Here is a 20,597-nt window from a genome sequence, read left to right on the forward strand (position 1 = left end):
ATGGCTCACTGTGTTGAAAGCATGGCCTTTACTGGCGCAACTCCTTGGCATGGTCTAGGGAAGCAACTCACTGAAAACCAACCCATTGAAGTGTGGGCTCAAGAGGCAGGTATGGACTGGGAGATTAAAGAAACCCCTGTTCGTTTTATGAGTGATGGAAACCATGAAAAAAGCGCCCTTCTGACTTACCCTGAACGTAAGGTGTTATTTCGTTCTGATACCCAAGAACCCCTCTCTGTGGTGAGCCAGCGCTATCAAGTGGTACAGCCTCGTGAGATCCTTGAGTTCTACAGAGATCTAACTGAAATGTCTGGCTTTCAATTACACACCGCAGGCGTACTCAAAGGCGGCCGTAAAGTCTGGGCTTTAGCCAAAACCGGACAATCCACTTTGCTGCGAGGCAATGATTTAGTGGAAGGCTATGTATTGTTAGCAACAGCTTGTGATGGCACCCTAGCCACTACAGCCCAATTCACCTCGGTACGTGTGGTTTGCCATAACACGTTAAGTATTGCTTTAGACAAGGGGCAAGGAGTAGTACGTGTTCCTCACAGCACGCAATTTAATCCACAAGCCGTCAAAGACGAGCTAGGTATTTCAGTCACCTCATGGGATGCCTTCATGTACCGCATGAAACACCTCAGTGAACGCAAAGTCAGTCACAAAGAAGCCGAAGACTTTTTCCTCACGTTGTTCTCCACACAAAGCCAAGGCAACGCTACCCCTCTTGCCACTCAACCCATGAAGAAAGCATTGGCGTTGTATGAGGGACATGGTCGTGGAGCAGAACTCAATACCGCCAAAGGAACAGCGCTAGGGCTATTAAACTCCATTACCGAGTTTATAGACCATGAGCGCCGAGCCCATAGCCAAGACCACCGTTTAGATTCAGCGTGGTTTGGACAAGGGGCTACCCTCAAACAAAAAGCTCTGAACCAGTCCTTAGCCTTACTGGCCTAAGTACCCTAACTTCCCCTTTTTTATAAATGAGCCCGATGTGATTGCATCGGGCTTTTTTTACGCCTTTTAGGAGTCCATCATGCAAACTCAATCCTTACCACAACAACGTCCCACCTACCGTCCTGCGCTACGCTTAGTGGACACCAAAACCCTTAATCACTCGGAATGGCTTGCTATTCGTAAACAAGGCATTGGCAGCTCGGATGCTGCCACCGCTGTCGGCTTAAACCCTTACCAATCTCCACTTGAACTCTGGATGATTAAAACAGGACGGGATAGTGCTTTTCAAAAAGAAGAGAGCAGCATTGGTTATGCACCCATGCACTGGGGTACACAACTTGAACCCCTCGTCGCTAAACAGTACCAAGCGCATACAGGACACCGAGTGCGTCGTGTAAATGCCATACTCCAACACCCCGAACACCCTTGGATGTTAGCGAACATTGATCGTGAAGTGGTCGGCACGGCTGAGGTGGATATTTTAGAGTGTAAAACCGCAGGCGAATTTGGCGCGAGACACTGGCGAGATGGCGTACCGGAATATGTACAAATCCAAGTCCAGCATCAGTTGGCGGTCACAGGCAAACACGCCGCCGACGTAGCGGTGCTCCTCTGCGGACAAGACCTACAGATCCATCGCATCTACCGAGACGAAGCCGTGATTGCTCGCTTGATTGAACTAGAAGCCAAATTTTGGCATTACGTACAAACCGACACCCCGCCACCAGCGGATGGCTCAGAGTCAGCTGCTAAAGCCCTCCAAGCCTTATACCCTCACGATAACAGCGAGGAGCTAGACTGGAGCCAAGACAGCAGCAAGTCAGCCTTGTTCGGAGATCTGATTGCCATTCGTCAACAGGCCGATCAACTGAAACAACGTGAAGAACAGTTAAAACAACAAATCCAAGAGCAAATGGGCGATGCCAGCAAAGCGCTGTTTGAGACAGGCTCGGTAACATGGAAGCGCAGCAAAGACAGCATCACCTTAGACACCAAACGCCTCTTGGCGGATCACCCTGAACTACTGCATCAATACAGCATGACTCGCAGTGGTAGCCGTCGTTTTTTAATCCAAGCCTAAGCCCTATTTCATCACGGCATACAGCCAGCCCGTCGTCACTGACAGGCTGGCTTTTTGCACGCTTTATAAGGAACACCCTCATGATTAAAGGTTTAATGATTACCCCACCGACTTTAGGTCGGATTGCCATTGGTCGAGTGGTAGAAAAGAACGGTAAACGCCTGCCCATCAAAGACGATCAGTTCACTATCACCAGCCAAGTACAAACCAAAGACGGCTGGATACCTCACCCCTTAGATAGTGCCTTGCGCAAGGGAGATGACAAACTACGCTCCATTCCCATACGCCTACTCTTTAACGAGCCAGACCTTAACCTACGAGCCGAATACAGCCTGTTTGACCGCACATCAGGCCGACCGCTTTGTGTAGGCAATGGTGAAACCTGTAAGCGTGTCACACAAGGCGGCATGCAGTCCTTGGCCTGCCCTACTCCCGACCAATGTGAGTTTGGGCAAAGCGGTTACTGTAAGCCCTACGGACGCTTAAACGTCGTGATTGATCAAGACGATGAAATGGGAACCTTCATCTTTAGAACCACAGGCTTTAACAGCATTCGTACCCTTGCCGCACGACTGCATTACTACCATGCGGTATCCGGTGGCTTATTAGCGTGTATGCCTTTAGAACTCAAACTACGAGGCAAAAGCACCACCCAAAGCTTTAGGTCTGCCATTTACTACGTGGACATGACCATCCGAGAAGGACTAAGCCTAGAGGAAGCCATTCAACAAGCTCAAGCACTACATCAACAACGCCTCCAATCGGGTTACGACCAAGCCGCTCTCGATAAAGCAGCACGACAGGGTTTTGCCAATGGAGCTTTTGAGGACGGTGAGGACGAAGCCTTAGAGGTTATCGAAGAGTTTTATCCTGAAGCCCACACACAAGCCCAGTCTACTCAATCCACTACCCTCGCCAACAAGCTAGAGCAACGTGCGACAGCTTAACCCCTACCTACCCAAACAACATACACGCCACCTGTTTAGGGTGGCGTTTTTTACGTCTAAAGGAATTGATCATGCGTTATCACAAAATGAAAGTCTGCCCCAAGTCTGGTCTGTACCTGATGGAATCCAACGTGCTTTCAGAAGCGGACATCTTAACGATGGCGAATCAGCTCGCTAGAAAACGCCTAGCTAAAGGCCGCAGCATCAGCAGCCCACAAGCCGTTAAAACCTATTTGCAAAACTTACTACAAGACTACGAGCATGAAGTCTTTGCTGTGCTGTTACTGGACAACAAGCACAAAGTAATTGGCTTTGAAGAGCTGTTCAGAGGCACCATCACCCAAGCCCCTGTTTACCCAAGAGAAGTGGTTAAGCTGGCTTTAGAGCGTAACGCTGCCGCCATCATCATGACCCACAACCACCCATCGGGAGACCCTACGCCTAGCCATGCAGACATTGAGCTGACGAGGCAGCTACGTGATGCGTTGGCTTTGGTGGATGTGAGGGTGTTGGATCACATTGTGGTGGGGATGGAGGGGTGTGAGTCGTTGGCTCAAATGGGTCATATATAAAGCACTCCCCTAAAGGCCAGTACGGCTTTTAGGGGGCTTTATTTTCTGCTACTCAATTGGCCTGAGCTAATCCTGTCGTTGTAACGACTCCAAGCGAGCGGCGTTTTTTGCTGTCAAAGTGCTTATGGTTGCTATGGCATTTTACTATAAGTAGAGAGCAAATTTCTTTACCTAGTACCTGAATCGACCAGACTTTTATAGACAGTTCATTGCCTCAGAAAAGTAGTACCGTTCGTAGTTTATCGGCGAAAGATTCGCAGCATGACTATGCCGACGAATCGGGTTATAAAACATTTCGATGTAGTCAAAAACATCTTGGCGTGCTTGCGCTCTGGAGTTATAAACTCTGCGTCTGATACGCTCTCGCTTAAGTAACTGAAAAAAGCTTTCCGCGACAGCATTATCATGGCAATTACCACGGCGACTCATGCTTGGCTCTAGATTATGATTAGCTAGAAAAGTAGTCCACTCGTAACTCGTGAATTGACTGCCTTGATCGGAGTGCACCATGACACGTTGTTTTGGTTTTGGTTTTCGTCTCCAGACTGCTGACAGTAAGGCCTGTATAGCTAGGTCTTTACTCATACGTGAACTCATTGACCAACCGACCACCTGACGAGAGAATAAATCCAATACAACGGCCAGATACAACCAACCCTCATGGATACGGATATAGGTAATATCTGTTACCCAGGCGATGTTAGGCGCAGCCACATCAAACTGGCGATCTAGGATATTAGCGGCAACACTATGTGGTACACCTCCGTATAACCCTGGACGACGACGGTATCCGACCTGAGCACGCCAACCTTGACTGCGCATCAAACGTGCTACGCGGTGCCGGCTGCACGATTCACCCTGTGCACGCAAATCATGATGCACCTTGCGGTAACCATACACGCGTGCGCTCTCAAGCCAAGAGGCTTGCACTAAGGCCAGTAAGCGTTGATCCTCTAGGTGACGCTGACTATGAGTACTGCGTCGCCATGCGTAATAACCGCTGTGGTGCACCTGTAGTACGGCGCAGAGTAGACGCACCGCATATTGAGTCGAATGCTGTTCGATAAACGCGTACTTCAGCCGGACTCCTTGGCAAAGTACGCGGCGGCTTTTTTAAGATGTCTCGCTCTTCAGTAAGTCGCTTAACCTCAGTGCGCAAGCGCTTGAGCTCAGCCGCCTCGGCACTCTCTTGCTTACGTTGCTCCGTTGGCTTGTTATAGCGCTTTAACCATCCATATAGGCTGTGCGTCGATACGCCCAGACGAGCAGCCACTTCCGCAACAGGACGGCCGTGCTCAGCCACCTGCTTAACTGCTGCAACCTTGAATTCTTCTGTAAATCGAGCCTTACTCATAAACGTCTCCTTAAGACGATATTATGAGGCAAAAATGTGTCTAGTAAACCTTGGTCGATTCAATGAGTTCTTTGGGTGATATAATGTGCATCGTGCAAGCAGGATAGACGGCATGCACGATTTGTAATAACAGAGTGTCTTATATTTTTAAAGAAAGTCTATTTAATACAAGTGATTATATTAATTAACGGTAAGCATCAGCGGGTGACAAAACGAGCATGCTTACTAATAAAATGTTATGCAATTAGGGGTGGTTCTGGAGAACTGGAAAATGGGGATCAGGGGGTACGGTAAGTGAGTATAAAAATTCAATCTAATGATCTGAAAGACCGGCAAAAGGCCTTGCATAACTCGATAGAAAGTTTGATGACAAAGCTGCCTGAGGAGAGCGCAACACGGAAACAATTAGCTAATCATCGGGAGCTTTTTGACGATGCGGTTTCTTATCTCTCAAACTCAGATCAAAGACTGGCATTTATCGGTAACATAGGTACCGGAAAGACAACCGCCATATGCCATCTACTTGGCTTGCTAGATGGAGAAGAGCCAATTCTTAGCACGGGTAGCGGTCGGACTACGCTTTGCGAAGTGGAAATCGCTTCTAGTTCTCAACTGGAGATCGAAGTCACTCCTCATTCCGAAGCTGAAGTAAAGAGCTACCTCACGGACTTTGCTCAGTACTTACTATCAGATATCACAGAATCGGATAATTCAGAGTCATTTAAACTAAGCGCTGAAGTTGAGAGAGCACTCCGTAACATGCTTGACCTCCGAACATCACGTACAAAAAACCCCGAAGGCAAACGAATCACTACGGACAACGCTAAAAACTTTGCTGCCAATTACCAATCTGTCGAATTGTTAACAGAGGGGTTGTTGAAACGGATTGATTATACAGCCCGTTATCAAACGCGATTCACTAATGATGATGGAGTAGACCAATACGAGTGGTTGCACACAACATTCAAAGCTATCAATAGCTGCACTCATCCGAGCGTTGGTTTATCCAAGCATATACGCATATTGGTGCCGGTAAAACTTTTCGATGACATCAATTACGCACTGTCAGTAGTTGATACAAAGGGTGTCGATCAGACGGTTAACCGTGCGGATCTTGATAGCTGTCTTACAGACAATCGTACTGTCAGTGTACTGTGCTGCCGATTCAACGAAGCGCCCGATAAGACAATGTCAGGATTGCTGAAGCTTGCCAAGGATGCTGGCCTAAGTCACCGAATTGCCAAAGAAACCGTATTGTTAATTCTCGATAGGGAGAGTGAAGCTGAAAAAGTTATCGACATAGATGAACCTGTTGGTGATAAAACTGAGGGACGCGAGATCCGTGCTGAGCAGGTCGTTAATGATCTAAGGCACACACTGCAATTAGACAACCTAGATGTGCGATTTTTCGATGTAAAGTCGGATGATCCCAAGCAACTTAACAAACTGTTGGTCGAAAAAGTCTCTGTGCTGCGCGCTCAATATGCTCAGAATATTGTCGATATCGAGAAGGCTATTGTCGACATCGAAACTGAACTAGTCTCTCAATCAGCTAAAACGGCGAAGAATCAGGTTAAGAATACGCTGGAGCCTTGGATAAAAAAGTCTCAAGGCTGTTCTCCCGCGTTAAGAGAATATTTTTTACCATTAATTAATGACATTAAAAACAAGGGTACATATGCTGCTAGTGTTCGAGCTAGTGTTAATCGCAGAGGAGAGTGGCATAATCTCGATTACTATCAGCTTTTAGCTACAGGTGCTCGTGAGCAAGTTGTTGATCAAATCGGCACCCTAAAGGATGAATTTATCGTACTAATCGATAACATGCTTTCCCAGAATGAGCTCCAACCTGCTTATGCGCTGCTTAAACAGTTAAAGCAAACAACTGAGAAACGACTTGGTGATATTTACCAAAAAGCGTTTGCTAAAGGACGCGCGGTTTATGAAGAACAGCTTTCATCAGATAATCAGCTCTGGAATGGTTTGTTTCGAGAGTGGGGAATGGGCCCTGGATACAAGGATAGAGTTTCCGGTAACTCTGAAACCTGGTTTCACATGCGAAAATATCCAGAGTTTGAATCCAGCGTTACTAGACAGGTTGTTGAGGAATGGCAGCGTTATGTAAATGAAGTGCGAGATATGCTGGGGGCTGAATAGATATGCATAACAATCGCAGGCACAGCGACGGCTTTTTCGTTCCGGCTTCGCCTCCACTACAAAGCCGCGCGTGCTGCGGGCGTTAGATTTCAAATAGGAGAAAATCATGGACTTTTGGGGTTGGGTATTAGTGATTGTTGTCGCAGGGTTAGGTATCGCTATCGCCCAAGCAATTGCTGTATCGAATAAGAAGAAGGCGATGGAAGAGGAGCTAGAATCTCTTCCTGATTTTTCACCTACTCAAAAAATCATGGGTAATAATGGTGACACCGGTCTTGCTATTGATGAAGAAAGAAAAAAGGTCGTTTTGATCAAAAACGGCCCTACAGGTGTCGCTCTCAAGCCTATTACATACAGAGATGTGCTTTCTTCCGAAATATTTGTAGATGGGGAGACTGTCACAAAAACAGCGAGAGGAAGTCAGCTTGGCGGAGCACTTATAGGTGGACTCGCGCTTGGAGGGGTCGGGGCGATAATCGGTGGTTTATCCGGAAAAACCAGATCGTCTGAAAAGGTCAAGAGAGTCGATCTTAGGATAACTGTCAATGACACCAAGAGCCCGCTGCACGACATTAACTTCATGGATATTGAAGGAAAGAAAGACGGAATAATCTATAAGTCAGCGATGGATGAAGCGCGTCACTGGCATGGGTTGATAGCAGTTCTTATTAAGATGGCCGATAACGAAGATGCCCGAAAAGAAGGTGACGAAACACCGTTACAAGCGAGTGGTGACATCACATCGTCCCTAGCGGATGAACTTTCAAAGCTGAGCGATCTTCGAGATAAGGGAGTTTTGTCAGACGAAGAGTTCACTATACAAAAACAAAGGCTGTTATCTTAATGATGTGCCGAAGAAAATCTGTAGCATTAGCCTGAGCTGCTATTACTATCAGCCAAAACACGCTCAAGAAAACGATGTCATCGCAGACTGGTTAATTCAGTTAACGACAGTACAGCGCAATTGGGGCTTCGGTAAATTTAGATCGTTTCATGATTTCCTCCATGTAAAGAATCATGGCAGAAATCTCTGGTTTTAGCTTGTGCCTTTTTAAGGTAAGTCTACGATATCAATAAGTTCTCACTAGTTTTCCTCTAACACTTATTATCCCTTTAAATATCCAACTCAGGTAAACCCCGTACGATTTTCATCGTCTCCAAACTCACCGTAATTACCCTCTGCAATAACTCCAACGGATAGCGTGGGTTGTTCATTGTTTCTATCGCCCAGTCGTTAGCGTCATTCACGATGCCAGAAGCTTTATGCGTGGAGACGCCTTGGCGCTCCATGACCCAAGCAATGGCAGACTTACCGTTAACCACATAGTCATAAGCCTCTAAGGGAATGTCAGACAGGGTGATCTTTGTGTTGTAAATGATCTTACTTAGATCATTTACGCTCTTACCCGTTTCCTCGTCTTTTTTCTTTGGGTGCTTCATTTTAGTGACGTAAAAGTCCTCATCTGTAGCCCCTACGAAATCAGTGCCGTTATGCTGAAGCTTGCCTGTAAAGGTCACGGGGTACTTGTCTACGGTTTCATAGTTCAAGTGCAACTCAGCAAGCTGGCGGCCTGCTTGACTAAAGGTGGTGAAATCCTCAAAGGTTTTAACACGAGGAATACGAGGTAGCTCTTTGCTTAGGTTGTTTGCAAAGCGGCTGCGGTAATCCTCGCTGTGCAAAATACCATACACGTAGTAGAACAGGTCTTCTTTGCTGATGGTTTGATTGGGGTAGGCTTCTTGGAAGTGCGCTAAACCTTCATCTGTGATGGCATCACGGCGAACTAAGCCTGTTTCGGTTGTGGCGTCGCTGAATAAATCGGCTTCACTTAGCTTAGGGGCTTCCTCATAAAGGTAGAGGGGGAAGCATTGAGCATCACCATTCAAGTGCAAGTCCGGTAGCACATTGCTTATTAGCACCGGAATTCCAATACCGTTATAACGAGCGTTATATGAAATAACCAGATTCTCAGCCTCAGCATTGGGGAAAATGCGAGGCATTTGGTAAACACGCTCATTAAAACTTCGATTGAAGTACATCCACTGCTTAGCAAAAGGCCTGTATAAAGACATGTAAACTGAACTTTTTTCCAATTTGAAAAAAGTTCCTTTTACTAAATCCTGTTTTAAGTTATGTGTCCAACTAATCTTAGTCGGATCATTATCTATAAATCCATCAACAGCCGCCTGTCTAGACTTCCTATCCAAGCCTTGATGTGCCACATTAAACCGACTCAACTCATCCTCATAGTTAGTAATCATGCGCTGCATATTACTGGTCATTTTTTCTTGACTAGAGTTATAAACCCACGCGTCACGATTAGTGGCAACCCCTAGCGAAAAATTATCAAATAACCTTAGCTCCGGCTGTCGGCTCTTATCACCCAAGACAACATACTGTTTAAAGCTATCATCTCGCTGACTCAGCCAATCCCCATGCTCATCAGGCGTAATGGTTTTCCACTTTGGAATCCCCTCAATACTGCCAAACTGACTAATCAACTCTAATTTTTCGTCTCGGCTTAAATAATCACCAATGTCATGAAAGAAAATCTTGCCATGCTCTTTGGCTTCAGGGTTTTTTACTAGGATAGAGATAGCAATAGGAGCGCGGCTTCCTGAATCAAAAATCTTGCCTCCCTCTTTACGTGACAGTTCACCAGAGGTACGTTGATTGCCCCTCAAATGAAACACATACAGGTTACTGAACTCCTCAACCAAGCACTGACGCATTCCATCGGCAGTATTCGCCTCTAAAAAACCACCATTGGTCACATAACCAATCACCCCTTGATCGCCAATACGATCTGAAGCCCAGCGAATAGCACGTATATAGCTGTCGTACATCCCTTTAGAAAGGGTTGCCTTAGAGCGTGCTACATACGTATTCCGAATACGATTATCTAACTCAGGATATGAAACATTCGCATTATTATCATTTTCACTGGCCTGTCCAATCGAATATGGCGGATTACCAATAATGACTCGTATATCTAATGACTTTTGACGCTTTCTACGTTCGCTATTTTCTTCAAGCAGCTGATCCACTAAGTCCTCAGATTCATACATCTGGAAGGTATCTGTTAAGCAAATGCCCTCAAACGGTACATAGGGTACATCGGTGATGTCGTCCTCATCTTCTTTGCCCGTCACATTACCTGACAGAATCCCATGATAAGTGGCTTCGATATTGATGGCGGCAATGTAGTAGGCCAACAGCACAATCTCGTTCGCATGGATTTCGTTTTTGAATTTGTAAGGTAGCTTGTCGGCTGGAATGATACCGCTTTGTAGTAGGCGTGTGATGAATGTGCCTGTACCCGTAAAGGGGTCGATGATGTGAACGTTTTTATCCGCTAGGCTAGAGTTAAACTCCTTGCGCATCACGTCTTCGACACTATGGATAATAAAGTCCACCACCTCCACAGGGGTGTACACAATCCCTAAGCGATCTGTCATGCGTGGGAAGGCTTTACGGAAAAACTTATCGTACAGCTCAACAATAATGCGTTGTTTTCCTTCGGCACTTTCAATGCCTTCGGCTCGCATTTGCACTGACTGATAGAACGACTGAAGCGTATCCGCCTCCTTGTCGATGTGATGTGCTTCTAAAGCCGTTACCACTGCCTGCATGGCCTTGGACATGGGGTTATGCTCGGTAAAGTTATACCCCTTAAATAAGGCATCAAACACGGGCTTTGTGATCAAGTGCTGCGCCAACATCTCGATGATTTCATCATCACTGATGGAGCTATTTAGGTCGTCACGTAACTCAAAGGCAAATTCATCAAAGGCGGCTCGTTCAGTTAGGTTGTCTGGGTTTTCAAGAATCCCTTTGATGCGACTGATGTGGGTGTTGGCAATTTTGGCAATGTCCTCTGCCCACTCTTCCCAGTGCAAGCGGTTGCCCACTTTTTCGACAAGCTTGGCGTAAATAGCCCGTTCAATTTCACCGATTTCAAACTGTAGGCTGGCTTGTTGCTGCTGTACTGGATAGCCTTCGCTTGGCTCGCCAAGGCCATATTGCCCTTTGCCTGCTTTTTTCTTTTTATCTTGGGGGGTACTCTTACTACGCTGTTGGATTTTATCCGTAATAGCAATGACTTCCATTTTGCTGCGGTCTTGGCCGATCAGCTCCAGTTTGTTAATCATTGCATCAAAACGGTCATCGTGCGAGCGTAAAGCTTGCAGAACCTGCCAAACAACACGATAGGTTTGGTTGTCGTTTAAGGCTTCGTGTGGCTCCATGCCCGATGGAATCACCACAGGTAGCACCACATAGCCTAGCTTCTTGCCGGGTGCATTACGCATCACACGGCCTACGGACTGCACCACATCCACTTGTGAGTTACGTGGAGTAAGAAACAACACTGCATCCAGCGCCGGTACGTCTACCCCTTCGGATAAGCAGCGTACGTTACTCAGAATACGACAGGTGTTTTCAGGGGTGTTGGCTTTTAACCAGTTGAGTTTCTCTTCTTTTTGACTGGCGTTCATGCTGCCATCTATGTGTTCGGCCTCACACCGCAAGCGCATCGCTGTTTCTGGCTCAAGGCTCTCAAAGGCTTCAGCTTCTTGATACGCTTCGACAACCTCTTGGAACATGTTAGCAATATTGACGGATGCTACCTGATGGCGACGTGCCTTAGCACTAGGACGAATCACCTGACAAAAGGCCACGGCTCGCTTCATGGGCTCGGGGTCATGCACTAAACTCTCGTCCAAGCCTTGTTTAGCCAACGCTTTCCAACAACCGACTATCTTCGCTGCATCATCTACCTTGAGCTGATTGTTGTCATCGGACAATAAGCTTTGTAGGCGACGGCTCACTAAATCCTCTTCGACCGCTAACACAATGACTTTGTAGTCCACTAATAGGCCACGTTGTACGGCTTCAGAGAAGTTAATGACAAACAACTCTTTACCGTAGTGTTCCTCGCTATCCATGGAGTACACCGCTGCGTTGCTTTCTGCGGCGGTGATCTTAGCATCTGCACTATAAATACGAGGTGTGGCCGTCATGTACAGGCGTTTTTTAGCCCGTAAAAAATTCGCATCATGCACTCGAACAAAAGCGCTTTCATCTTCGTCAGCAAAAGTCGCCCCTGTTGTACGGTGGGCTTCATCACAAATCACCAAATCAAACTCAGCCAGATCAAAATCATGCTGAGCTTCACTGATGGTTGCAATCGAATGATAGGTACTAAAGACCACGCTCATGTGAGCGCTATCATGACGCTTAGCCATTTCTTCAGCTAAACGCTTGGCATTGGTTGTGGCGGGATAACGTAGCTCGTGAGTAAAGGTTTGCACCATGTCATCGTCTGCACGGCGCTTTTTACCTACGTCACTGTCTGAACACACAGCAAAACTATGCAACGGTACTCCACTTTCTTGTGTCCATTCGGTCAAGGTTTGGGATAACAGCGATAAGCTAGGTACGAGGAATAAAACCCGTCCACCTGCTCCTGCGAGCTTTTCTGCGATCTTTAAGCTCGTAAAGGTTTTGCCTGTGCCGCAAGCCATGATGAGCTTGCCTCGATCTGCTGTGGCTAAGCCCCGCATTACCGCCTCTAGTGCGTTCACTTGATGAGGACGTAAGGTTTTAAGTGGCTTTAAGACGGGCGCTTGACCGACCTGATACTGCGTCCAGTCAATTTGACTGTTCTCTAGATCATAAAGGTCGATCTTACTGACGGGTGGCTGTTGATCTCGTAAGGCATCCTCAGCATGCTCACTCCAGTTATTGGTAGTGCTGATGATAATACGATGCGTAAAAGGACGTTGCCCTGATGCCGTAAAGAAACTATCAATATCACGACGTTGAACCTTGTAGCCCTCTGCGTAGAACTTACACTGAATGGCATGGTATTCGTTCGTACCACGTGTCTTTGCCACAAGGTCAATCCCTGTATCACGTTTATCAAGCTGCTGTTGTGCCGCCCACTCCGAGTACGTCCACACGTCACTATACAAATCCTTATAGGTCGCCTCGTTACGTAAATAAGCCAGTATCAGCTCTTCGAAGTACGTCCCCTTTTCCCGTTCAGTAACAGCTGCCTGACGGAAGGAATCAAGGATGGTTTGCAATGGTGACATGTGGGTATCCGGAACAGTTCAGAGTTTATTGATGGATAGAATGTAACGGATTATGGCAAGTAGCTCAAGCTACTCTAGGACGGCCTAAACGGCTGTCTCTAGGCTTATACAAGCCCTGCCTATATGAACGGTAGGCTTTACCTGCTGCGTCGAGTCTAACAGGCTCTCCTGCTTCCTCTTTTACCAAGTAGTCTAAAACGACTTTCAGTTTTTCTATACGTCTTAACTCTCTATAGTCAATCATGCCTAAAGCAAAAGCTTTGTATTTATCAGAGTTCATATTAGCGCTGTAGTAACTACCTAACCCTCGTGTAATCGTATCTACCCAGTACTTACCTAAAGCCTGCGCTAACAAGTAATCGTTCTTTACTTTTTGCCCATCATAAAAGAACACCACATGGTAATGCCAACGCCTATCCACTCCGTACTCTAGCTTTGCTGCATAAGTGATGTAATGATCAAAGAGTTGATTAAAACGCAGGTTATTACGTAGTCGAATAAATGCCTCGTTCATGTACTCGTAAGTGTTGATCTCGGCATACTCATTTCCGATGTACAGGTCTAAACGCACTACTAGGAGCTTAGAGTAGTCAGCAACAAGCTGATCAACAAAGTGATGGAGTCTCTCTTGATTAGAACGATTGTAAGTTCGTGTAGTCATCGCTATACCTCTATGGTGATTCGTTAATAGGTATAGGTCTTAGATAAAACAGTAAGAAAGTAAGGGGGTGTGTTGAGAACACCCCCTACTACTGTGAGTACTCTTTACTACTGAATATGTTTAACTGTTAATAATTTAGTTATAAATACTTTACTTCTTAATAACATCTAAAACCTAAAGTCATGAACCTAAGCCCAGTTAAGAGACAATCAAAAATATCCCATCAGCTAAAGGGAAAATCTAAGAGTAATTGGTGTTTTTTTTCTACACACTTAGGTTCATACTATAAGAGCAGTGCTAAAAAATAATTATGGCCTCAGCCACCCTATAGAACTCATGCCATTAGTCCTTCCTACTTGATAAAATCGACCAAGTAGATATGTGGTCACAAAAAGACACGCCCTTTGGCTCTGAGCCAAAAGGGCGTTAATGTGTCATCAACCTAATGGCTATAGTTGCTAATTAGCGAAATTAGCAACTAACGGCACAAAAACAAAACCTCTAAACGCCTAATACAACCTCAAGCAAGCCAAACAAGATACGCATGCTTGTCACTTTTATAGTGCAGTATATGTCCTCTTGCCTCCAAATCCATGAGAGCTAAGTCCCGCTTTGCCTTTGTTCGAAGTGAGTTGGGTCCATATTGCAACAACTCTGCAACAGCCAACTGAGCACCTCGTTGAAGGTGGCGATCCAACCACCGATATAAAACTAAACCGTACTCCTCCGCCTCTTCCCACAAAGGCTTTTCTCCAAAAATTCTTTGGTAGGCTCTCAAATAACAAGTGGCTAAATCACGAGCAAAGCGTACCTCTTGTATTCCGATTTCCGTCAAGGCCACCCCTCTATTTACATAAACATGCAGTAATGCAGCTATACGAGTCGCATTATTCACGATTTTGGAACCTGCCTCTCGTACATCAAATAAAGAGCCCGACTCTCGCAACCCTGTTTCAACCCAATTTTGTAGACCTAGCAGCTCTTTTCTAGCTCCAGGACTCAGTGTCAAGGTGACACGTTCTTTTGAGGCTTGATAATGCTCAGATTCTTTCAAGAGAGCCTTTACCACTTGATGAAACTTGTCTATATACCCTTCATCTGAAGATGAGGCACCAACACCAAAGCGCTCTCCCTGCGTGGAGAGAGGCTGAGTCACTAGCATACGAGCAAAATACCCCGACAGACGTAGCAAGTCATCTTTCTTCTTAGAGATTCGACTCAAAACAGCAGGCTGTAGCATCAAGGACAAAGTCAATCGTGCTGATTTAATGTCAGACTCACCCGCAACGACTCTTGAAACGAGTACATCTTCCCCATCCCATAGCTGATTAGCATTTGCAATAAAATCCATATTAGCTCTAGTCAAAAGATTCCCAGCATCACTTGAGTGCAGCGTAATGCTTTTGCCCTCACCAGCTAAAGCCCTAAACAAAGCAGCAGACGTGACATCATTCAAAATGCTGCGATAAGTCTTTACCTTCGGCTCGCCTTTCAGTTTTAAATCCATCAGCTGTCGTTGTAGAATATCCGCCTCAGACGAGCGACCTTCGTTAATAGCATTTATTAATGAGACTTTCACTTGTCTAACCTTGGCTTTCCAAACAACAGCCTCGACCTCTTTTTCTACCTGTAAATCTTTCATTTGCTTAAGAACGTGCTGCTCATACTCAAGCAACGGTTTCATAATGAGGCGGTCAGTGGTGGTTTTTCGCTCACCTGAGTCTGCAATTACCAACGTATATAAAGCCACTGGTTGCACACCACCATACAAAGGCTCCACATCAACGTAACTCTGTATCGCTGATGAAAGGGTGCTAAGGATCGAGGTCACAATAATACCCGGAGGCGATTGCACTTTATTAAAAACGGCATAAGCACACTGACTCAGCTCTTCTGGCAAAAGTTCAAGCACATTAATATCAATAGGCACATTTATATTACTCATGACCCACCTCCTTCATTTGAAGCTGATTGATGTAAGCATAGACATCACTGGCTTTCCAGCCTTTAGCACGATCAGCCAGTTTTAACTGCTTAGGAAAGTCCGGCTTGTAGTATTTCGACTTGGGGCTTAAGTAGAGATACAACATGGATTTAGAGCAACCCAGTAAATAACAAACGTCTTTTATACGTAAGATACGGTGAGCCTCAAAATCAGTCGTCTGCGGCTTAAAGCTCGGGATAGTAACTGAACGAGTCTCGGATACAATTGGTGAAGTAAAATTACAAGTCATAGCAGACTCCTAGTATTAAAAATAAAAAACTAGCTGCGCAGCCATGACTTAAATGTAGTTCTGCTGGATTTTTCGTACTACTCCCAAATTTGATGAGACACAAAAAAAGCGACTCTATATAGGCTCCTCATGAACCATAATCACTACACCCAAACCGTTAATATAGAAACTATCCCCACCCTCATTAATATAGAAACTCTTCCCATCCTCTATGCCGCCTTCAAAATACTAGGTGGAGTAAGCAGTAACTTGGGCACACGAGGCGATCAGGCACGCTCTTTTACTAGAAAAAGAGATTTTTATAGCGACATCATGTCAGACGAGTTATTGTCCGCGTTTGCAGGCAACTATCAATTTAATCTAATTCCTACGGACAACCCTGAAAAGCAAGCCACGACTAGAGCCTTTAATTTTTTATTTGACCGTCTAGAAGAGGTTGTTTTTTTTATTCAGCGCCAATCTGATATTTGCTACCTAACAAGTAGAAAGATGGATAATCTGGGTTACCTTTGCCACCTAATTGCCCATATAACCAGATCAATCACTTGCTCCGAAGGTATAGTAAAAACCTGCCCTTTTCTATACATCGAACAGTCTCTCAAAAGCATCATTGACAATGACTACAATATTACCAAAACAATCAGAGACACTATCAAAACCTATCTGGACTATTTGAAGGAGAATCAAAAAAGGCAAGATATTGCCATGTACGACCAAATTCTTAAACTCGATGAAATCAAAAAGCCTTCTAAGTTCATGAGCACAGTTTGGGTAGAAATCCAAAGACTAAAAACCGACCTTAAAAATTCACAGGCAGGTTCCCTGTCCACAGAACAAGAAAACCTCATTGAAGAGCTTTGGGGGCATTACAACGCTCTACTCTTCCTTTCAGGACTCTGTTCTTCTTGGTCGAAGAGTTTCTCAACATCACCTAAAGCTTTACTTCAAAAACTATACACCCATTTAGTCATCACTAATATTGCTAATAATGATCACTATCAATCAAGTGAAAAAACTATCCTTGAAAATCTCACACAGCTCCTACCCTATAATAAGCTTCAATTCCCACCCCTCGATCACAATCAACTAAGAAGAGAGCTTGAATTACACCTACGTCTACAACCACTTATATCTTCACCACAGAACAAGTATCAAAACCCATGTACTGTCTTGAGACACATCTACAATACTCCATACGCTAGCATGCTCTGTGACTTCGAGTATTTTCACTTATATAAAATACAAGCTCTACTAACACACCTAAGACCTATACAAGTCGACTCGAGCCCTTACCTACGTAGCACATGGATAATAAACAATATCACTCTCTGCCTAAGTGACCTCAGCAAATCTAATAAAAACTATGTAATTGAGACGCTTGACAGCATCCTAGATCAAGGAATCAGTACCTATCCACACTTTCTTAGAAAACTAGTCGTTACCTTATATATAGGCATAAAACTATCCGAAAACTATCCTCTTAAAAACAATGCCTTCTCTGAGTTAATACACGCTGACTTAAGCACAACATGGCCTGCTATGACTCTATATCCTTCTAGTGCATCCGATCAAACAACTAGAACTTATCTTGAAGAATACCAAAAATCAAAAAAATACGATCGCTACTATGGCATAATCCAAATTATTAATCGCTACAATTACTTCATCCGCAACAACGAGTTGGATACAGAGCTATTTTTAGCCAACCCCTTAAGTAAGATTAACTCTTTTTTAGGGTATTTTTTTGAAGAGGTTGACCTTCAAAGTGAGATCCTTAGTACGTATGAGCAAAGCAAAAAATTCTTAGCAAAGAAAGAGACACTCTTCAACGACGCTAAGATAAGCCTAATCGACTATGACATCACCCAACTGACGGACGATTTCATATTAAATTTATTAGCGCTTCCTGCAGATGAAAACTACTCTGGCACTAAATATGTCATCCGGTTTCTAAATTTAGAAGCGAGTGTACGACAAGATATACTATCGGCTTTTAAAGAACGTCTAAACACTTAGCACACAAAAAAAGCAAGTTAGCCTCCAATATCAGCTAACTTGCTTTAATAACAACCAATCATAGATGGCATACCAAATGGCATACCAAGAGTAGCAGAAAACAAAAAAGCCCTTGAAAATCAAGGGCTTAATTTAAATTCTTGGCGGACAGAGAGGGATTCGAACCCTCGGTACGGGGATACCGTACACACGCTTTCCAGGCGTGCACCTTCAACCACTCGGTCACCTGTCCAAAATCTAGCAAAGAATATAATTATAAAGGCTTTAAAATAAAAAGCAAGCAAAATGCTTATTTCGGTAAGCTCAGCATGCGCTCCACATAGCGTGCAATTGCATCCACCTCTAAGTTCACGGGGCTACCAACTTGTAAGTGCTTTAATGTAGTCACTTGAACGGTATGGGGGATAAGATTAATGCTAATTTCACACCCCTGTGCCAAATCCACCACCTGATTGATGGTTAAGCTAACGCCATTGACCGTGACACTGCCCTTATAAGCCAAGTATTTCGCCAATTCAGTGGGTGCAACAATACGCAGTTCAAACGATTCCCCAACGGGCTCAAATGCAGACACCGTACCCACCCCGTCGACATGCCCCAGCACCATATGCCCATCTAGGGTGTCGCCTAAGCGCATCGCATGCTCTAAATTGACTTCGCCAAGCTGATCCAAACCCACGGTTCGATTTAGGCTTTCGCGGGAAATATCAATACTAAAGGCCTGGTCTTCTAAATCCACTACCGTCATACAGGCGCCTTGAATCGCTATGGAATCGCCTAATTGGCAGCGGCTCAAATCAAAATCCGGGCACGCAATGCGTAAACGCAAGCCCGCCTGTGGATCCTGAGGATCGAGCTCTTGAATTGCTGTGATTTCCCCCACAGCACTAACAATGCCTGTAAACATAATGGCTCCTACTGAGATAACTGCTGTAAATGACTAAGCAGTGTGTGCCAGCTCTGCGGCTGGCGCATAATCAAACGCACATCGTCCCCTACCTTTTGACTTTGTAAAAGCTCAAAACGATAGGCCTGGTCTAAATGCGATAAAGGGTTGATCTGGGTAACGGGCCTACCTTCGCCAAGTAGCACCGGCGCAATATAGCTAATCAAACTATCTACATAACCGGCTTGTAGCAATGCCCCATTAAGACGAGCACCGGCTTCTACATGAACTTCGTTAATTTGCTGCTGCGCCAACCAACGCATAACACTGTGTAAATCCACCTGCCCATCGGCGTTTGCATTTAGTACTATCACCTGAGCATTTTTATCTGCGAGCGGCTGCAAGCGATCAGGCTGTTGGACACAGGTAAAAATCCAAACAGGATGCCCGTCTAACATCTTGGCGTCCAATGGAAAGCGTAACTGACTGTCTATCACGGCTCGGATTGGCTGACGTGGTGTTGCAATATCACGCACGTTTAATTGAGGGTCATCGGCCAAAACCGTACCAATCCCCGTTAAGACCACACAGCTACGCGCACGAAACTGCTGTCCATCTAAACGAGCAGCGGCCCCTGTGATCCATTTTGATTCGCCATTTGCTAACGCCGTGCGCCCATCCAATGAGGAAGCGGTTTTTAACCATACCCACGGCAAATTACGTACCATACGTGACACAAAACCAACGTTGATCACCAACGCCGCTTCCGTTTCCACGCCGGTTATGACCTCTATCCCAGCCGTACGCAGTTGTTGAACCCCACGCCCCGCGACTACAGGATTTGGGTCCAACATGGCAATGACCACCTGCTTGGGTTTAAGCGCAATCAACGCCTCTACACAAGGGGGGGTGCGCCCGTGATGCGAACAAGGTTCTAAGGTGACATAAAAAACCGCCTCGTCCCACGCAGTAAAGCCCTGCGACTGGGCTTGGCGAATTGCCATCACTTCTGCATGCGCTCCACCTGCCATTTGCGTGGCGCCACGCGCGATGATTTGGTTATGATGCACAATCACACAACCCACTCGCGGATTGGGACTAGTGATATATAGAGACTGGCGAGCAGCGGCTAAAGCCTGCTGCATAAAAAAAGCATGGTTCACGATGAGGACGGGGAGTCGTCTTGCATTGCATTAATGGCTTCGACGAACTCACGAATATCATTAAAGCTTTTGTATACGGAGGCAAACCGTACATACGCTACCTGATCCAGCTTTTTGAGCTGCTCCATAACGAGCTCGCCAAGCTGCTCGGTAGTGACCTCGCGCTCCCCGCTAACAAGCAAACCCTCTGTGATCCGCGCTACGGCCGCATCGACCTCTTGTACTGGCACAGAACGCTTGCGTAAAGCTAAATCCATGCTAGCACGTAATCGTGCCCCGTCAAATTCCATGCGGCTACCACTGCGCTTAACCACAGCGGGCATCATCAGATCTGCCCGTTCATACGTTGTAAAGCGACGCTCGCATTTTACGCAACGACGGCGGCGGCGGATACTACCACCATCCTCTGAGACACGAGAATCAACGACCTGAGTGTCTTCATAACTACAGAACGGGCATTTCATAGG

The 20,597-nt window shown here is 45.6% G+C and carries 15 protein-coding genes and 1 tRNA gene; 7 read left to right on the forward strand and 9 right to left on the reverse strand.

Features of this window, described 5'->3' with window-relative positions; translation table 11 throughout:
- The 4 genes from ABD980_RS00425 (at position 1) to radC (ending at position 3,560) form a co-directional block, all read left to right on the forward strand.
- Positions 1 to 960, forward strand: a complete 960-nt coding sequence (locus tag ABD980_RS00425) for a DUF932 domain-containing protein (protein WP_345368807.1) — start codon at positions 1 to 3, stop codon at positions 958 to 960.
- Between the two features lie 79 nt (positions 961 to 1,039).
- Positions 1,040 to 2,041, forward strand: a complete 1,002-nt coding sequence (locus ABD980_RS00430) for a YqaJ viral recombinase family nuclease (protein ID WP_345368809.1) — start codon at positions 1,040 to 1,042, stop codon at positions 2,039 to 2,041.
- A gap of 80 nt (positions 2,042 to 2,121) precedes the next feature.
- The gene (locus ABD980_RS00435) at positions 2,122 to 2,988 is read left to right on the forward strand and encodes a recombination directionality factor (protein WP_345368811.1); all 867 of its coding nucleotides are present in this window, start codon (positions 2,122 to 2,124) and stop codon (positions 2,986 to 2,988) included.
- A 71-nt stretch (positions 2,989 to 3,059) separates the two neighbouring features.
- Entirely contained in the window at positions 3,060 to 3,560 is a 501-nt protein-coding gene (radC, locus tag ABD980_RS00440) for a RadC family protein (RefSeq protein ID WP_345368813.1), read from the forward strand.
- Positions 3,561 to 3,755: 195 nt separating this feature from the next.
- Here the strand turns inward: radC and ABD980_RS00445 are convergent.
- Positions 3,756 to 4,914, reverse strand: a protein-coding gene (locus ABD980_RS00445; protein WP_345368815.1) for an IS3 family transposase whose coding sequence is annotated in 2 segments (ribosomal slippage) — positions 3,756 to 4,668 and positions 4,667 to 4,914 — 1,161 coding nt in all. Because the reading frame shifts where the segments join, the coding sequence is not laid out codon by codon here.
- A 294-nt stretch (positions 4,915 to 5,208) separates the two neighbouring features.
- Between ABD980_RS00445 and ABD980_RS00450 the strand changes: the two genes are divergently transcribed.
- Both ABD980_RS00450 and ABD980_RS00455 read left to right on the forward strand, forming a co-directional pair.
- Positions 5,209 to 7,071, forward strand: coding sequence for a P-loop NTPase family protein (locus ABD980_RS00450; protein WP_345368817.1), 1,863 nt, complete (start codon positions 5,209 to 5,211; stop codon positions 7,069 to 7,071).
- A gap of 106 nt (positions 7,072 to 7,177) precedes the next feature.
- A complete protein-coding gene (locus ABD980_RS00455) occupies positions 7,178 to 7,915 on the forward strand; it encodes an SHOCT domain-containing protein (RefSeq protein ID WP_345368820.1) in 738 nt (245 codons plus the stop codon).
- A 269-nt stretch (positions 7,916 to 8,184) separates the two neighbouring features.
- On the opposite strand, the gene ABD980_RS00460 is transcribed toward ABD980_RS00455, so the two are convergent.
- From ABD980_RS00460 to ABD980_RS00475, 4 genes are all read right to left on the reverse strand, one after another.
- On the reverse strand, positions 8,185 to 13,170 hold the full coding sequence (locus ABD980_RS00460; RefSeq protein WP_345368822.1) for a DEAD/DEAH box helicase: 4,986 nt from the start codon (positions 13,168 to 13,170) through the stop codon (positions 8,185 to 8,187).
- Positions 13,171 to 13,234: 64 nt separating this feature from the next.
- On the reverse strand, positions 13,235 to 13,831 hold the full coding sequence (locus tag ABD980_RS00465) for a YagK/YfjJ domain-containing protein (RefSeq protein WP_345368824.1): 597 nt from the start codon (positions 13,829 to 13,831) through the stop codon (positions 13,235 to 13,237).
- A 520-nt stretch (positions 13,832 to 14,351) separates the two neighbouring features.
- Positions 14,352 to 15,776 carry a YfjI family protein gene (locus ABD980_RS00470; protein WP_345368826.1) on the reverse strand — a complete coding sequence of 475 codons (1,425 nt, stop codon included), beginning with the start codon at positions 15,774 to 15,776 and terminating at the stop codon, positions 14,352 to 14,354.
- Positions 15,769 to 16,065 carry a helix-turn-helix transcriptional regulator gene (locus ABD980_RS00475; RefSeq protein WP_345368828.1) on the reverse strand — a complete coding sequence of 99 codons (297 nt, stop codon included), beginning with the start codon at positions 16,063 to 16,065 and terminating at the stop codon, positions 15,769 to 15,771. Before ABD980_RS00475 ends, ABD980_RS00470 begins: the two co-directional genes overlap by 8 nt.
- Before the next feature lie 129 nt (positions 16,066 to 16,194).
- Between ABD980_RS00475 and ABD980_RS00480 the strand changes: the two genes are divergently transcribed.
- On the forward strand, positions 16,195 to 18,081 hold the full coding sequence (locus ABD980_RS00480; protein ID WP_345368830.1) for a hypothetical protein: 1,887 nt from the start codon (positions 16,195 to 16,197) through the stop codon (positions 18,079 to 18,081).
- Between the two features lie 141 nt (positions 18,082 to 18,222).
- Here ABD980_RS00480 and ABD980_RS00485 read toward each other — a convergent pair.
- The 4 genes from ABD980_RS00485 to nrdR all read right to left on the reverse strand — a co-directional run bounded on the left by ABD980_RS00485 (position 18,223) and on the right by nrdR (position 20,594).
- A tRNA-Ser gene (locus ABD980_RS00485) sits at positions 18,223 to 18,313 on the reverse strand.
- A gap of 57 nt (positions 18,314 to 18,370) precedes the next feature.
- Positions 18,371 to 18,988 (reverse strand): riboflavin synthase, encoded by a 618-nt coding sequence (locus tag ABD980_RS00490; protein ID WP_260650075.1) that lies wholly within the window; start codon positions 18,986 to 18,988, stop codon positions 18,371 to 18,373.
- A gap of 8 nt (positions 18,989 to 18,996) precedes the next feature.
- Positions 18,997 to 20,130, reverse strand: coding sequence for a bifunctional diaminohydroxyphosphoribosylaminopyrimidine deaminase/5-amino-6-(5-phosphoribosylamino)uracil reductase RibD (ribD, locus tag ABD980_RS00495; RefSeq protein WP_345368833.1), 1,134 nt, complete (start codon positions 20,128 to 20,130; stop codon positions 18,997 to 18,999).
- Positions 20,127 to 20,594: a transcriptional regulator NrdR gene (gene nrdR, locus ABD980_RS00500; RefSeq protein ID WP_260650073.1), complete on the reverse strand. Its 468-nt coding sequence runs from the start codon at positions 20,592 to 20,594 to the stop codon at positions 20,127 to 20,129. Before nrdR ends, ribD begins: the two co-directional genes overlap by 4 nt.
- Positions 20,595 to 20,597: the final 3 nt, after the last annotated feature.

The sequence above is a fragment of the Paenalcaligenes hermetiae genome (assembly GCF_039543645.1).
GTDB classification, from domain to species: Bacteria; Pseudomonadota; Gammaproteobacteria; order Burkholderiales; family Burkholderiaceae_B; genus Paenalcaligenes; species Paenalcaligenes hermetiae.